13 protein-coding genes are annotated in these 14,111 nt (G+C 64.3%); 5 read left to right on the forward strand and 8 right to left on the reverse strand.

Annotated elements, in window-relative coordinates; translation table 11 throughout:
• Positions 1-21 precede the first annotated feature (21 nt).
• Positions 22-507 (reverse strand): hypothetical protein, encoded by a 486-nt coding sequence (locus tag VGN72_11235; GenBank protein ID HEV7299928.1) that lies wholly within the window; start codon positions 505-507, stop codon positions 22-24.
• Here VGN72_11235 and VGN72_11240 point away from each other — a divergent pair.
• Positions 506-793, forward strand: a complete 288-nt coding sequence (locus tag VGN72_11240; GenBank protein ID HEV7299929.1) for a hypothetical protein — start codon at positions 506-508, stop codon at positions 791-793. The two genes, VGN72_11235 and VGN72_11240, sit on opposite strands and share 2 nt — an antisense overlap.
• 33 nt (positions 794-826) lie before the next feature.
• Here the strand turns inward: VGN72_11240 and VGN72_11245 are convergent, their stop codons facing one another.
• Entirely contained in the window at positions 827-2,173 is a 1,347-nt protein-coding gene (locus tag VGN72_11245; protein ID HEV7299930.1) for a 3-deoxy-D-manno-octulosonic acid transferase, read from the reverse strand.
• A gap of 245 nt (positions 2,174-2,418) precedes the next feature.
• Between VGN72_11245 and VGN72_11250 the strand changes: the two genes are divergently transcribed.
• The 3 genes from VGN72_11250 to VGN72_11260 all read left to right on the forward strand — a co-directional run bounded on the left by VGN72_11250 (position 2,419) and on the right by VGN72_11260 (position 7,585).
• A complete protein-coding gene (locus tag VGN72_11250) occupies positions 2,419-4,596 on the forward strand; it encodes a Calx-beta domain-containing protein (protein ID HEV7299931.1) in 2,178 nt (725 codons plus the stop codon).
• A gap of 181 nt (positions 4,597-4,777) precedes the next feature.
• Positions 4,778-5,707, forward strand: a complete 930-nt coding sequence (locus VGN72_11255; protein HEV7299932.1) for a phospholipase A — start codon at positions 4,778-4,780, stop codon at positions 5,705-5,707.
• A 750-nt stretch (positions 5,708-6,457) separates the two neighbouring features.
• The gene (locus tag VGN72_11260) at positions 6,458-7,585 is read left to right on the forward strand and encodes a serine hydrolase domain-containing protein (GenBank protein ID HEV7299933.1); all 1,128 of its coding nucleotides are present in this window, start codon (positions 6,458-6,460) and stop codon (positions 7,583-7,585) included.
• A gap of 763 nt (positions 7,586-8,348) precedes the next feature.
• Here VGN72_11260 and VGN72_11265 read toward each other — a convergent pair.
• The 4 genes from VGN72_11265 to VGN72_11280 form a co-directional block, all read right to left on the reverse strand.
• Positions 8,349-9,293, reverse strand: coding sequence for a hypothetical protein (locus tag VGN72_11265; GenBank protein HEV7299934.1), 945 nt, complete (start codon positions 9,291-9,293; stop codon positions 8,349-8,351).
• A 192-nt stretch (positions 9,294-9,485) separates the two neighbouring features.
• Positions 9,486-9,929 (reverse strand): RbsD/FucU family protein, encoded by a 444-nt coding sequence (locus tag VGN72_11270; GenBank protein ID HEV7299935.1) that lies wholly within the window; start codon positions 9,927-9,929, stop codon positions 9,486-9,488.
• Between the two features lie 260 nt (positions 9,930-10,189).
• Positions 10,190-11,239 (reverse strand): zinc-binding dehydrogenase, encoded by a 1,050-nt coding sequence (locus VGN72_11275; GenBank protein HEV7299936.1) that lies wholly within the window; start codon positions 11,237-11,239, stop codon positions 10,190-10,192.
• Positions 11,240-11,366: 127 nt separating this feature from the next.
• Positions 11,367-12,401, reverse strand: coding sequence for an aldo/keto reductase (locus tag VGN72_11280; protein ID HEV7299937.1), 1,035 nt, complete (start codon positions 12,399-12,401; stop codon positions 11,367-11,369).
• An 88-nt stretch (positions 12,402-12,489) separates the two neighbouring features.
• On the opposite strand from VGN72_11280, the gene VGN72_11285 reads away from it, so the two are divergent.
• On the forward strand, positions 12,490-13,389 hold the full coding sequence (locus tag VGN72_11285; GenBank protein HEV7299938.1) for an AraC family transcriptional regulator: 900 nt from the start codon (positions 12,490-12,492) through the stop codon (positions 13,387-13,389).
• A gap of 24 nt (positions 13,390-13,413) precedes the next feature.
• Here the strand turns inward: VGN72_11285 and VGN72_11290 are convergent, their stop codons facing one another.
• Positions 13,414-13,632, reverse strand: a complete 219-nt coding sequence (locus tag VGN72_11290; GenBank protein HEV7299939.1) for a hypothetical protein — start codon at positions 13,630-13,632, stop codon at positions 13,414-13,416.
• On the reverse strand, positions 13,632-14,033 hold the full coding sequence (locus VGN72_11295) for a Minf_1886 family protein (protein ID HEV7299940.1): 402 nt from the start codon (positions 14,031-14,033) through the stop codon (positions 13,632-13,634). Before VGN72_11295 ends, VGN72_11290 begins: the two co-directional genes overlap by 1 nt.
• Positions 14,034-14,111: the final 78 nt, after the last annotated feature.

The raw sequence follows: 14,111 nt of genomic DNA on the forward strand, positions 1-14,111 counted from the left end.
GCGCCCCAACCCCCGCGGGGTTCAACAGAACTTGATGTTGTACGGGTTCAGGTCGTACAAATAGATGCCTGCTAAATCGATCAAATCGTGGTGGATCGCCATTACCTCGTCGGTCCGCTCCCCGAACCGCTCGCGAACCAGATCCTCCAGCGAATTTCCCTCGTCGAAAACGCACCCCGGATCCACATCCAAGTGCGCCGAGGCAAAGTCGACGATGAATGGCGGCGCCACGTAAGTCATCTCGAGGACCAGTTTCCTGTCGTCAAAATCTTCCAGATTCGGTATGCTGAAACCCGCGAGTTGGTGAATGCCTAGCGATCCGAGCCGCAGGTAGGCTCTCAGTTCCCGAGCGTACGAGTGCGAGAAATGATGAACTTTGGCGGCAGTCAGGTTCGATGTTAGAAAAACGTCGCCGTCCTTGCCGTCGCCGACGAGCAGGGGACTTAGGTCCATGCCCCGTTCGGCAACGTATGCAGACGCCAGTGTCCATGATTTAGAGGAAGCCATGAAACCCCGTCAATTTGAACGCCCGTCGTCGGCGGGGTACTCGCCGAATACTGCGATCGATCTGCTGGTCGGTGACCTTGTGCTGCCGGCGGCCGAGGTCGGCGGCGGACGCATTAAGCTTCGCGATCCGATCTCCTTCGACGCAAGCGCCGGGATCATTCGCCTCCAGATCGGCGACGAGGAGATACTCACGAGAGTCAGACTGCCCGATAAGCTCACGGCTACAAGTTCGTACCAGCGAATCGAGATCGTGCGATCCCCGTCATCCACGACCGCCTCCGTCTAACCGTGCTTGCGAAGGTTTGGCCCGCGGGATGGGTTACTGCCCAGACGCGTCGTGCTGGTCGCCGTTCCGGCTGGCGTTCAACTTCCGGTTCAACTGTTGAAACACCACCTGAGCATGTCGCACGGTGGCCCCCTGTTCGCGCAACACCACCGTTTGCGCCCGCCGCCCCATCTTCTGCGCTTCGCCAGGGGTGCCTAGCAGCACGGCGACGGTTTCGCTCAGCGCGTTTGCGTCGGAAACCTCCATGATCGCGTCGGCGGCTTTGAACTTGCGGACGGCGTCGGCGAAGTTGTGCGTGTAGGGGCCGACGATGATCGGACGGCCCAGCGCCGCGGGTTCGATCATGTCGCTGCCGTGCTGGCTGGGGCCGAGGTTCACCAGCGACCGACCGACGAACACGACGTCGGCGATGCTGTAGAACTGCCGCAGTTCGCCCATCGTGTCGCCGAGGACGACGGGTGGGATCACGGGGTCGCGCGGGACGATTGGGTCGCTGCGCATCACTAGCGTGAACTTCATGTCCTCGATCAAATCGGCGACCTCGTCGAAGCGTTCGGGCTTACGCGGGACGATGACCAGGCGCAGGCGCGGCAGCTTGCGCAGCAGGCCGCGGTAGACGTTGAGGATCATCTCCTCCTCACCCGGCCCCGTGCTGCCGCAGACCCAGATCGGCTCGCGCCCGGGCGACAGGCCGACCGACTCGGCGATTTCCCGGGCGCCGGAGAGCACGTCAGCAATCTGGGCGGTGTCGAACTTCATCGTACCCAGCACTTTCACCCGGTCGGCGGGCACGCCGCAATCAAGGAAGCGTTGCGCGTACTCCTCATCCTGCGCGCACGCGACGGCCAACCGTTGGAACATCGCCCGTGTGACCAAGCCGCCCCTGCGGTAGTTGCGATAGCTCTTGGTGGTTAACCGGCCATTGGCGAGCACCACGGGAATGCCGCGATGCTCGCACGAGCGCAGGAAATTGGGCCACAGTTCCAGTTCCATCAGCACGACCACGTCGGGCCGGATGGCGTCCAGCGCCCGCTCGACGGCGCCGCTGAAGTCGACCGGGTAGCGCACGACGGTGACGTTCGGCACGCTCTCGTACAGTTGAAAGCCGCGGTCTCGGCCGGTCTCGGTGGTGACGCTGACGACGACCTGCAGGTCGGGCCGGGCGTTGATCAGCAGCCGCACGAGCGCCGGCGTCGCGTTGATCTCGCCGACGCTGACGGAGTGGATCATCACCACCGGCCCCCCTTCCGGCGTCTCCGGCACGCGGCCGCCGCGCAGGCGCAGCGCGCCCAGCACCTTTCGGCGCGACTTCTCGCGCAACAACCAAACCGGTGAGGACGCAGCCAGACCCAAGGCGTAAGCGAGATCGTAACCGTTCATCGGGCCGGCATCTTACCAGTTCACGCATCTCGGTGCGCAGCGGCACCGGCTCACCGCACAGGCTGCGGTTATCGGACACGCAGGCGAACGCTTCGCAACTGTGACGAACGGCGCGCCTTCTTGCGTTCCACGGTCGGCTGTTTACATTGGTCCGTTGCCGGGACCGCTGACCCACACAGCGATCCGACGGTCAAGTCAAAAGGGACGCCCCCCATTTGTTCGGGGGCTTAAGAGGGTAGTGCCACATGAAGTACCGTAACCCGCGCCGTACGCGCAACCGTTCTCTCGCAACGCGACCGATGTGCGAGCAGTTGGAAGAGCGGCGACTGCTCGCCGCCACCACGCTGACCAACGGCACCGGCGATGGCGGCATCTCGGTGCGCGTCGACTCGTTCGGGCACTACGGCAGCGCGTCCGGCGTCGGTGGCAACCTCAACTTCGATCCCCCCGGCGCCGCCTCCTCGCGCGGCACGACCTATCACTCGGCCGTCTACTTCTCGCCGCTCGGCGAGTACCTCGGTGAATCGGGCCTCGGCAACGAGGCCGGCGTCGCGTTCACCAGCACCTCGGCGACCACCGCGGTCAGCTCGTTCAGCGTCGCCAGCTACGACATCACGCTCACCCAGACCGTCAGCGCGCGTGGGCCGGCCAGCACGACGTTGAGGCAGACCTACGCGATCACGAACCGAACCGGATCCGGCCAGACGTTCAGCATGTCGCGCCACGTCGATGGTGACCTCACCTACGTCGGCTCGTTCGGCAACGACTTCGCCGGCGTGTCGGTCGATGGGCGCTTCGTCTACGAGTTCGACACCGCGTCGAACCCCAACGAGGCCAGCGCCTACTTCGGCATTAGCTCCGAGGGCGACGGGCAACACGTGGGGTACGCCATCCAGCCGTTCCCCTACTATGACGATATCGACCTGGCCAACGGCATCCCGGCCGACCAGTTGAACGTCATCTTCAGCGATGCGGATGGCAACCGGATCACCGACGTGGGCTCCGACATCACGGTCTCGCTGCAGGACCTGTTCACCGTCGCCAACAATGCCACGGTGACGTACACCACCGTCACCACCTTCGGCAGTGGCTCGCCGGCGGACCTGGTCAATCCCGGCATCTTCACGGTGGAGCAGCCGACCTACACGGTGGCCGAAGGTGTGGGCACGTTCGCCGTCAACATCAGCCGCACGAGTGGCGCGGCCGGCGCTGTCACGGTGGACTACGTGTTGACCGGCGTCTCGGCAACGGCTGGCACCGACTTCACGGTGGCCACGGGCACGCTGAACTTCGCCGACCTCGAGCGCACCGGTACGTTCAACATCACGATAACCGACGACGCGATCGTCGACCCCAACGAGTACTTCCGCATCGTACTGAGCAATGCGACCGGTGGCGCCCAGGTCAGCCCGACCGCCGGCACCGCCAACGTCTTCATCACCGACAACGACGCGACGCTGCAACTGGCCGCGCCCACCTACGAGCTGCGCGAGGACGGCGGGGCCGTGTCGGTGATCGTGACGCGCCTCGGCGACACGTCGGGCCCTGCCACCGTGAACTACGCGACCGCTGACGGCACTGCCACGGCCGGCGCCGACTACACCGCCGCCAACGGCACGCTGACGTTCGCCGCCGGCGAGGCCAGCCAGACGATCTCGATCCCGGTGACGCTCGACACGCTGCCGCTCGAGAATACGGAGACGTTCACGCTCACCTTGTCGGGCGTCACCGGCACCAACACGCGTCCCGGCACCCCGATGGTGGCCACCGTCAGCCTGACGAACCTCGACACGATCGCTCCGACCGCCACGGTTGACGTGCAGAGCAGCCGGCGGCGCATTACTTCGCTCACGGTCACCTTCAGTGAAACGATGGCCGCCGCCAGCCAGATCGATCCGCGCGGGTACACGATCTGGTACCGTGGCATCGACGGCCGGAACGGCCGGGGCCCGGATGGCTCGTTCAAGATCAAGTCCGTCACCTACGACGCCGCCACCAACACCGCCACGATCGTGCCTGCCAGGCCGTTGGCGTTCAACCGGGTTTACCAGCTGTCGAGCAACTCGCCGTTCCTGGCCGACCCCACCGGCAATCTGCTTGACGGCAACGCCGACGGCACCGGTGGCGACAACAGCAACTTCTTCTTCGGGCGCGGCACGCGCCTCAGCTACGTCGATCGCGATGGCGACCGAGTGACGGTTCAGGTGCGCAACGGCGGCGTCATCCAGTTGCTGCGCGACTGGGATGGCGAGGCACAGTCCGTCTCGCTGGTGGAAGACTCGGGCACCAGTCAGGTTTCGGGCCTGGTGAAGAAGACGCGCATCAGCCGCGGCGTCTTCAGCGCCGGCACCACGAGCCTCGACTTCACCGGCCGGGCCAGCGCCAACGCGTTCAACACGACGACGTTCATCCAGCCCGCATAAGGGCAGTTCGTCGCTCTTCTAAGCGTCGATATTTCCAGCGTGGCAAGCAGGGGCGACATCAACTGTCGCCCCTTTTTTGCGCGTCCCGAACTGCGAACGAGGCGACACAAGTGTCCCCCTGATCACCGAACCCCATTTGCTCCCCTTTCACGTAGGCGGGCTCATCGTTACCGTGGCGACGATGTTGAACTTCCTCTGTGCCGTTCCAATTCTGCTGATTACCGCCCCGGCGCTGGCACAGGACGTCGGGACCGCCGCGATGACCCGCCCCACCTTCGAGCCGGCCCCGGCGACGACGCAACCCGCGGCGACCACACCCACCTCGACCATGGCGGCCGACTCCACCTCGCCGGCAACGCACACCGGCTTCGTCGAGTTCCTCTCCAACCGGCTGGCGGCGTACGAGCCGATCTACTTCATCGGTGGGCCCGAACGCCCCAACGTCAAGTTCCAGTTCAGCCTGCGCTACCAGGTCATCAACGACGACGGCCCGCTCGCCAAGGCGTTCCCGCCCATCAAGGGCCTGAACTTCGCCTACTCGCAGACGTCGTTCTGGGACCTGCAAGGCGAAAGCAGCCCGTTCCTCGACACCAGCTACCGCCCGGAGGTGCTGCTGCACTACGACGAGATCGTCGATCCCGACAAGCTCAAGCTCTTCTCCCGCATCGGCCTGCAGGCCGGCCTTCAGCACGAGTCGAACGGCCAGGAAGGTCTCGAGTCGCGCAGCGTCAACTACGCCTACATCCGCCCGATGTTCACGATCGGCGACCGCGAGGACGGCGGGTTCTTCATCACCCTCGCGCCGCGCGCCCAGATCTACATCGGCGACCTCTCCGAGAACCCCGACATCCGCAAGTACCGCGGCTACGGTGACCTTCGCCTCATCGTCGGCCAAAGCGGTGGACTTCAGGCCGCGCTCATCGGCCGGCTCGGCAACGACTGGGAGAACGGCAGCATCCAGCTCGACCTGTCGTATCCGCTGCGCAAGCTGCTGTACGGCAACGTCGACCTCTACCTGCACCTGCAGGCCTTCAACGGCTACGGTGAATCGCTGATCGATTACGACGAGAGCGACACCGTCGTCCGCGCGGGCGTGTCGCTGGTGCGGTGAGCTGATGTGTCGTGCGCCAGCAGGGTGTTGTGAACGTTCCAAGCCACGGTGGGCGATTTGGGTGGCACGGGTGGTACTCCAACCGTGCCACCCAAACCCCGGTGGACGACCAAAAGTCTAAAACACCCTCTAGCGCGGGTTATGCACTTTCGGGGTCAGAAACGCAGGCGTGACGGTGCTGGGTGCCACGGTTTGGTACGCCAAGCCGTGTTTTGCGTTTACCAGCACGGCTTGGCGTACCAAACCGTGGCACCCAAGCCAGTTTCTGAACGGGAACGTGCATAACACGCTTTTAGCGTTGTCCCGCGCCCCCGCGACTCCTTCTGTCGCGCCGATTCGCGCCGCCTCAACCTATGCTCGCGCGCCCTGCCGATAATACCGCCGTTCTCGAACGGATAGCGCGGTTCCGCCCCGCCGCGATCCCCAATCGGGTCGATTTGAACCCCGTTTCATGCATGCGATTCCACTTTACATGCATGCAATTTCAAAATGCATGCATGCAATCGGCGTTTCATGCATGCAACTCCAAATCGCATGCATGCATTTTCGAGCCACATGCAGCAGACTCCCGATTGCATGCATGTTATCCGGACTTTGATGCATGCGTTTTCCGATCGCATGCATGCGATCGCCCCGTCGATTTGCTCGTCCCGCGTTTCCACGCATCCACTCGACGGCCAGCCCCGCCCGCCTTGCCCAACCCTTCCCTGTGGTGTACCGGGGACGGTGAGTCGGCCATAGAATGCGCCCGTGAACTTCCCAAAGACCATCAACCTGATCGAACAGGGCCTGTCCGACCGCCTGCACGTCGGCGGGCAGCTGTTCATCTCGCGCGACAACGAAACCCTGATCGACCACGCCACCGGCATCGCGCGGGATGGCGTGCCGATGACGCCCGACCATCTGCATATCTGGATGAGCTGCACGAAGCCCGTCGCCGCCGTCGCGATTGGGCAGCTGTGGGAACGGGGCCAGCTTGGTCTCGACGACACGGTGGCTGCCCACATCCCTGAGTTTGGCGACAAGGGCAAGAAGACGGTCACCCTTCGCCATCTGCTGACGCACACCGGTGGCTTTCGGGCGGTGGCGAACAGTTGGAAGCCGGCGCCGGCCGAGCAGTTCCTATCCGACATCTACGCCGCCCGGCTCGAACCCGGTTGGACGCCGGGCAAGAAGGCCGGTTATCACGTCGCCAGCAGTTGGTACGTGCTGGGCGAGATCGTGAGGCGGATCAGTGGCAGGCCGTTCGAACAATACGTGCGCGACGAGATTTTCGGTCCCTTGAACATGCCCGACTGCTGGATCGGCATGCCGCCGGACACCTACGACGCCTACGGCGACCGCATCGCGCTGATGTACACGACCGACACGAGCGACCCGATGCCCCACCCGCTCTGGAGCCTGAAGGACAACGCCACGATGTGCCGCCCGGCTGCCAACGGGTACGGGCCGGCGAGGCAGTTCGCGCGGTTCTATCAAGCGCTGCTGAACAAGGGCACGCTCGACGGCACGCGCCTGCTGCAACCTCAGACGGTCGAGGCGCTAATCGCCCGCCATCGCACGGGCATGTATGACCACACGTTCCGCCACAACATCGACTGGTGCCTGGGCTTCATCCCCAACAACAACATCTACGGCTGGGAGACGCTGCCCTACGGTTATGGCCCCCACGCCGGCGCCCGCGCGTTCGGCCACGGTGGCCACCAGACCAGCGTCGGCATGGCCGACCCGGACAACGGCCTGGCGATCGTCCTGATCTTCAACGGCGCCCCCGGCGACGCCCGCCACAACGCCCGCATCCGCGCGACGATGGGCGCGATCTACGAAGACCTCGGCCTGGCGCCAGACGCGGTGACGGACGCACGATCACCGGCGTGAACGACCTCCATGCGCCTCAACGTCATCCTGAGAGGGTGTTTATTAAGTTTGGTCCCCTCTTCCGGTACTCCGGGAGAGGGTTAGGGTGAGGGTGATTTCGATCGACGGAAATCGTCAGCAGTTCGAAAGCACCCTCACCTAGCCTCTCCCGGAGTACCAGGAGAGGGACCGGAGCGAGCTCGCCGCGCGTAATAAACACCCTCTGAGGTACCCCGAAGGATCTCCCCCCCTATTACGTCTCGAAGAGATCCATCGGAGTACCTCAGGATGACGAGCTAGAGCAGTCCAGGCGCGTTGGACTTTCCGCGCAACGTTCCGCGCCGACGCGATCAACACGAAGAGAACGCTAAGGTCACGAACGGCAACGCGAAGGAGCGTGATAAAGTCAGCGAAGGTTTACCGCGGCGGTTTGGGTAAGGCGAAACACGATTTCGTGCACCATTATGCACCATTTTGCACCATCCGGTGTTAACGGGTACGGCCCGGTCCGTTCTCCGTTCGTCATGCGTTCAGTTGTCAAAGAACATGCTATCCATCTCTACGCCCGCGCTGCGCGATTGACGCGCAAAGCGCGCAACGACCGTCGCGCCGCGGCGTGTGAAGTGGTGATACACGTTCCTAGAGCAACGGGCGTACTCCTCGTAGCGGCTTGTCCTCTGGGTGCCACGGTTTGGTACTCCAAGCCGTGTCGGCTGCGTCTACCCAGCACGGCTTGGAGTACCAAACCGTGGCACCCAAACGCTACGGCAAGGTGCCCCCTGGGCTAGTAACCGTACGCGGGATAGCCACCTGGCGTGGGTCCCGTCGCTTGGCTGCGCACCAGTTCGACCACCCCCATCACCGCTGGGCCCGCGACGATGCCGGCGGCGATGAAGAGGATCGCGAGCGTGGCCCCAATGCGCCATGCCGGTCGCCATTTGCGGATGAACGGCGCGTAGAACGTCCAGCCCAACAGCGGCAGTGCCACGGCCGCGATGGCGCGTGGGGCGGTCACCACGCGGACGTCGGCATAGAAATGGCCCCATGCCAGAATGCCGCCCAGCAATGCCAGTGCCACGAATGCCCCGCCACGCGCAAGCGAAACATTGCCCCGCCCGATGATCGCGAAGACCGCCGCCGCCCCGGCGACCGAGGCGATCGCGCCGGCGGTCTTGCCGAGCACCGGGGACGTGCCATGAATCAACATCATCGACGTCGCCACCGCGGCCACCCAAATCGTCACCGGCACCACGACGTTCCGCAGCCGCATCGCCAGTGGTTCCAGCAATGCCCACACGCCCCACGTGATGCCGGCACACAGCACGGCGTCGCCCCACTCCAGCCGAGATAGCAGCAACCGAAAAAAGCCCACCAACACCAACAGCGCCAGAGGCCCGCGCATCCACCAACGGCTGGGCCAAACGAGCGCGTCGATCAACCCCACCAATCCCAGTGGCAGCGCCAGCAGCATCAGCCACAGCATCCGGTTCACCGGCGGCACGGGTGGGAACGCGATCGCGTCGCCCGCGTCCACGCCCGGCAGCAGCCAGTAGCGCTGAAGCCCCGCCATCACGATTGCGGCACTCAGGCCGAACGCGATCGGCGCCGCCCAATGACCACGCTGCACGGGGTCGTTGCGTCGCCACGGCCGCCAGGCGATCGCGAACAGCAACAGCGCGATCGCGCCGGGCAGCAGCATTGCCAGTATCTGATCGCGTGGCGTTTCCATGGGAGTGCTCCAACTCAAACAGCGTTGTGGACTATAGGTCGTCTACCGCAGGTTTGGGTGCCATGGGTGGTACGCCACCCGTGCCTGCCATCGGAGGGACACGGGTGGCGTACCACCCGTGGCACCCGGATCGCGTAGTACGGCGTAAGTCGTCCGCAACCCCCTCTCGGCGCGGCGGGCCTGTGCCCGATGCTACTGCACCACGCCGATCGTCAGCAGGAGGTTCGCGTAGATGCGCTGCTCGCCCGTGGCGATAGTCAGGCAGACGTCCGGCCCGCCGGCGGCCTCGTAGAACGCGAAGCGCTCGATCTGGGTCAGGTCGCCCTTGCAACCGGTCGGCGTCAGGATCTGCCGGAAATCGGCCCAGATTTCCGGGTCCTTGTCCTGCGCGTACGGTCCGCTCTTCAACGTCGCCATGACGGCGGCGTGTTCGACGGGGATGGCGGTCGTCAGCACCTTCAGCACGTCGCCCACGCCCGGCACGCCGGGCGTGAGGTTCAGGTAGACGACGTCGGCGTTAGGCCCGCGCGCGGTCCAGTGCGGGTAGTTGCCATCGCTGATGAGCACCTTGCTGCCATGCCCCGCCCGAGCGAGCGCCGCGAGGATCTGGGGATGAATAAGCTTGCCTTGGATCATGTGATTTCGCTTTCAGTGAGTGGCGGCATTATGCGGAAAGATGGGATGAACCGCCAAGGAAGAGCAGAATGCTTCTGATCCCCTCTCCCGGTACTCCGGGAGAGGGTTAGGGTGAGGGTGATTTTGACCTGCTGACGTTGTTCGTAAGAACGAAATCACCCTCACCTGGCCTCTCCCGGAGTACCGGGAGAGGGACCGAAGAGTCCATCCTTCGTGCCTGGCGTTCCTTGCATCCGTGGCGGTCCAATCCCTTCGCCCCATCAATCGAACACAATGCAGACCTTCCCCGTCTGTCCCTTGTCCGCCAAATCGTACGCCTTGGCGGCCTCGGTCAGCGGCAGGCGATCGGTGCAGGTGGCTTCGGGGTGCACGCCCCAGCGGTCGAGGTGTTCGACGAGGTCCTCCATGTGCTTCAGCGACGTCACCCACGAGCCGTACAGCGTGATCTGCTGGTGAATCAGCAGCTGCGACACGTCGAAGGTGACCGTGTTTCCCTCGCCCACAAACCCGCAGCGGCCCCACTGGCGCGTGCCCTGCAAGGCCAGCAGGCGGGCCGACGGCGCGCCGCTGCAATCGATGCTGACCTCGCACCCGCGGCCGGCGGTGGCGTCGAGGATCTGCCGCAAAGCCGCGTCGTCGGCGTTGAACGTGTAGTCGCACAGGCCCAAATCTTCGGCCAGCTTCCGCCTGGCGGGTGAGATGTCGATGCCGATGATCGGCCTGGCCCCCATCGCCTTTCCCAGCTGCGCCGCGGCCAGTCCCACGGGCCCAAGGCCGGTGATGAGCAGGCGGTCATTCCCACCGAGCTTCATGCGGGTTAACGCTTCGTACGCCGTGGCGGTGCCGCAGGCGCACAGGGCGCCGTCAACGTAGGACTGGCTGTCGGGCAGTTTCACGCAGACCACTTCCTCGGCCAGCAGGTAGGGCGCGTGTCCACCGTTGCGCTGCCAGCCGTAGGCGGCGCGTTGTTCGCTGTGACAGCTGATCATGTACCCGTGCCGGCAGTCCTCGCAGACGCCGCAACCGTTGATGTGATAGACCACGACGCGGTCGCCGGGCTTGAATCGCTTGCAACCGGGTCCGACCTTCTCGATCTGCCCGCACGGTTCATGGCCGGCGATGGTGCCGGGCTGATAGCCTTCGGGGCCCTTGCCAAGGTGGGCACGGTAGATGGCGCGGATGTCGCTGCCACAGATGCTGCTCGCCTTGGTCTTAATCAGGACTTGGCCGTGACCGGGCTCGGGGATGTCGAAGTCTTTGAACCGCACCGTGCTGTTGCCCGGGAGGATGACGCCTTGCATGGTTGGCATGGGAAATTCCTTTGAACGAAGCCTTCTACCGAGGTTGACTTTGATCGACACACAGTCGGCCCCCTGCGTCTTCCCTCCGGCTCACTAAAGTGAACCGGCCGTCGGAGGGCGGGGCAGGGTTCCCGCGCTACGCCGGCGTGATGACGCCGTTCAAGTCCCACAGGTCTTCCCACGTCTGGTCTTCCTTCCACAGGAAGACCTGGCCTTTGATCAACCTGCAGTTGCGGTCAATCTTCGCGAGGTCCTGCATGTCCTGTTCCGTCAATGGCGCGGACACGGTGGCCTGCAGGTTCGCATGATAATTCCTGCGGGTAACGGAGAACGGGATCGGCACCTGCCCGCGTTGCACGGCCCACTTGATGCAGACCACGGCGGGGTGGACACCGAGACGCTGCGCGATGCGGACGATCGTCGGGTCTTCCACGTCCACCGAATCGGCGGGCGTGCGATCGCGCTCGGGCCGGGCGGGGGAACCGATCGGGGAATAGCCGATCGGCACGATGCCGTTCGATTGCACGTAGTCAAACAGTTCCGGCTGCTGGAAGTGCGGGTGCAGCTCCATCTCGTTCGCGGCGGGTTTGATGCGGCAATCGCGCAACAGCAAGGTTAGCTTCGGGATCGTCATGTTCGACGTGCCGATGTGCCGCACGAGGCCGCGGTCGATGAGTTGTTCCATCTGCCGCCAGGTCTTCATGTAGGCATCGTGGATGTACGGCTTGGCATCGGGGCTGCGGGCCGTGACGTCGCAGTGCGGCGGGTGGAAGTTGGGGAACGGCCAGTGGATGAGGTACAGATCGAGGTAGTCCAACTGCAGGTCGCGCAGCGACTGCTGGCACGAGCCGATCACGTCGTGATGGCGGTCGTTCCAGACCTTCGATGTTACCCATAGTTCATCGCGCCGAATGCCGCGGTCGAGCATCGTGCGGATCGATTGACCGATCTGCGGTTCGTTGCCGTAGACGGACGCGCAGTCGAAGTGGCGGTATCCCAGCATCGCCGCGTCCAGCACCGCGGCCGCGACGGTGTCGGCGGTGATGTGGTCAGACCCAAAGGTGCCTAAACCAATTGCCGGAATCTTCGCGCCCGTGTAGAGCGTTCGGCTCGGCACGAGCGCGGGGTCGATCGCGTCGGGTGGCGTTGACGGCAGTTGGGACGTGTTCATGGGCAAAACCCTCTTTCTCGCTGTGTCTGTACGGTCGACACTATCCCAGATTGCGTCCCGCACCAGCCATAGCTAAAGTTGCCAACTCATGCCCAAAACTGACTTTCCGCCAGCTATCGTGACGCATGCGGAGCCAGCGTTCTTCTCGTCGCAGATCGACGACGCCCGGCGGTTCTCGCTCAACCTCAAACCGTCGCGCACCGAGGCGTTGGCGGTGGTGTGCGGCGGTTACGAGCGGTGCGCGGCCGACTACCGTGTGGAGCGCGCCACCTTCCGCTACCACTCCATCGAGTTCGTCGCCGGCGGCCGCGGCGCGCTCGTGCTGGATGGCACGGAGCATCCGTTAAACGCCGGTGACATCTTCACGTACGGGCCGAACGTGCCGCACACGATCACAAGCGATCCGCGGGACCGACTGGTCAAATACTTCGTCGACTTCACCGGCCGGCGGGCCGCGGCGCTGCTGCACGAGTGCGGCCTGTCGCCCGGCACGCTGGTTCAGACCGCGGCGCCGGAGGCGATCATGCGTTTGCTGGACGACCTGATTGCCACCGCCCAGCGGCGCGGGCCGCGCAGCCCCGCGATCTGCGGACTGATCCTGGAGCAACTGCTGCTGCGCACGTTCGAGACGCGCATTCCGGCGCGGTCGCTCGGCAGCAAGGCGTTCGGCACGTTCCAGGCGTGCCGCCGGTACATCAACGAGAACTACCTGAGCATTATTGACCTGGGGCAGGTGGCCGCAGCGTGTGATGTGGACGGCTCGTACCTGTGCCGCCTGTTTCAGCGATTCGAACGCCAAGGGCCCTACCACTACCTGATGCAGCTGAAGATGACGGCCGCCGCCCAATTGCTGAGCGATCGAACACTGCTGGTGAAGCAGATCGGCGAGCGCATGGGGTTCGCGGACCAATTTCACTTTTCCCGCGCTTTCAGGCGGGTGCACGGGCTGTCGCCGCGCGACTTTCAGCGACTACATGAAATGCGATGAGAGGACTGACGGGCCAGACGAGTTCTAGCGTGGCACGATGAGCGAATCCGTTGAAGGCACGGCGCCTTCGGGCCCGGCGCGCTCGACGTGGGAATGCGAGCGAACGGTCGTGAAGTAGGCCACCCAGAGCACCGCCACCCATACGACAAAGACGCCAAGCAGACCAAACGCCAGGCCCTTCTGCGGCTTGAGCGGTGGACCGTAAACGGCGGCAGGATTCGGGGCGGGTTCGGCGGCGGGCATTACTTGCACTCGATCTTGTAGTGACCATCGAAGGCGCTGCGGAAGTCGAAGACGTTGCGGAAGTCCTCGATCGTGTCGTCGTCGGTCTTCTGCATAAAGCCGTTGTCCACCAGCGCGAATACGATCCGGCCGAAGTCGAGCGTGGAGGTGATGTTCCATCGCACCAGCACCGTGCGGGCCAGCATGCCCCACTGCGCCAGCGCGTAATCGCGCAGCCCTTCCGACAGCTCGCGCCCGCTAATGTGCCGGCAGGTGTTGGGGTCGGGGTCCTTCCCGTGGATGCGATCGACGGTAAAGCCCAAACCCAGTTGCACGAAGCGGTAGGCGTCCTCCGGATAAAGGCCGATGGCCTCCACCACTTCAGCGATCGTTCTGGAGGGACCCACTTCTTCGGGCGGCATGCGTTCATTCTACCCGCGCAGCCGCGGCGCAACAATTGCGGAAAAGACATGGCGGGACAGGTCGTTGCGCAGCCAGGC

The organism is Tepidisphaeraceae bacterium, from assembly GCA_035998445.1.
Taxonomy (GTDB): Bacteria; Planctomycetota; Phycisphaerae; order Tepidisphaerales; family Tepidisphaeraceae; genus DASYHQ01.

Coding starts and splice junctions, on each gene's coding strand:
- VGN72_11290 (HEV7299939.1), bottom strand. CDS start 13,632: ATGCCCGCCGCCGAACCCGCCCCGAATCCTGCCGCCGTTTACGGTCCA.
- VGN72_11240 (HEV7299929.1), top strand. CDS start 506: ATGAAACCCCGTCAATTTGAACGCCCGTCGTCGGCGGGGTACTCGCCG.
- VGN72_11270 (HEV7299935.1), bottom strand. CDS start 9,929: ATGATCCAAGGCAAGCTTATTCATCCCCAGATCCTCGCGGCGCTCGCT.
- VGN72_11235 (HEV7299928.1), bottom strand. CDS start 507: ATGGCTTCCTCTAAATCATGGACACTGGCGTCTGCATACGTTGCCGAA.
- VGN72_11265 (HEV7299934.1), bottom strand. CDS start 9,293: ATGGAAACGCCACGCGATCAGATACTGGCAATGCTGCTGCCCGGCGCG.
- VGN72_11285 (HEV7299938.1), top strand. CDS start 12,490: ATGCCCAAAACTGACTTTCCGCCAGCTATCGTGACGCATGCGGAGCCA.
- VGN72_11295 (HEV7299940.1), bottom strand. CDS start 14,033: ATGCCGCCCGAAGAAGTGGGTCCCTCCAGAACGATCGCTGAAGTGGTG.
- VGN72_11245 (HEV7299930.1), bottom strand. CDS start 2,173: ATGAACGGTTACGATCTCGCTTACGCCTTGGGTCTGGCTGCGTCCTCA.
- VGN72_11255 (HEV7299932.1), top strand. CDS start 4,778: ATGTTGAACTTCCTCTGTGCCGTTCCAATTCTGCTGATTACCGCCCCG.
- VGN72_11280 (HEV7299937.1), bottom strand. CDS start 12,401: ATGAACACGTCCCAACTGCCGTCAACGCCACCCGACGCGATCGACCCC.
- VGN72_11275 (HEV7299936.1), bottom strand. CDS start 11,239: ATGCCAACCATGCAAGGCGTCATCCTCCCGGGCAACAGCACGGTGCGG.
- VGN72_11250 (HEV7299931.1), top strand. CDS start 2,419: ATGAAGTACCGTAACCCGCGCCGTACGCGCAACCGTTCTCTCGCAACG.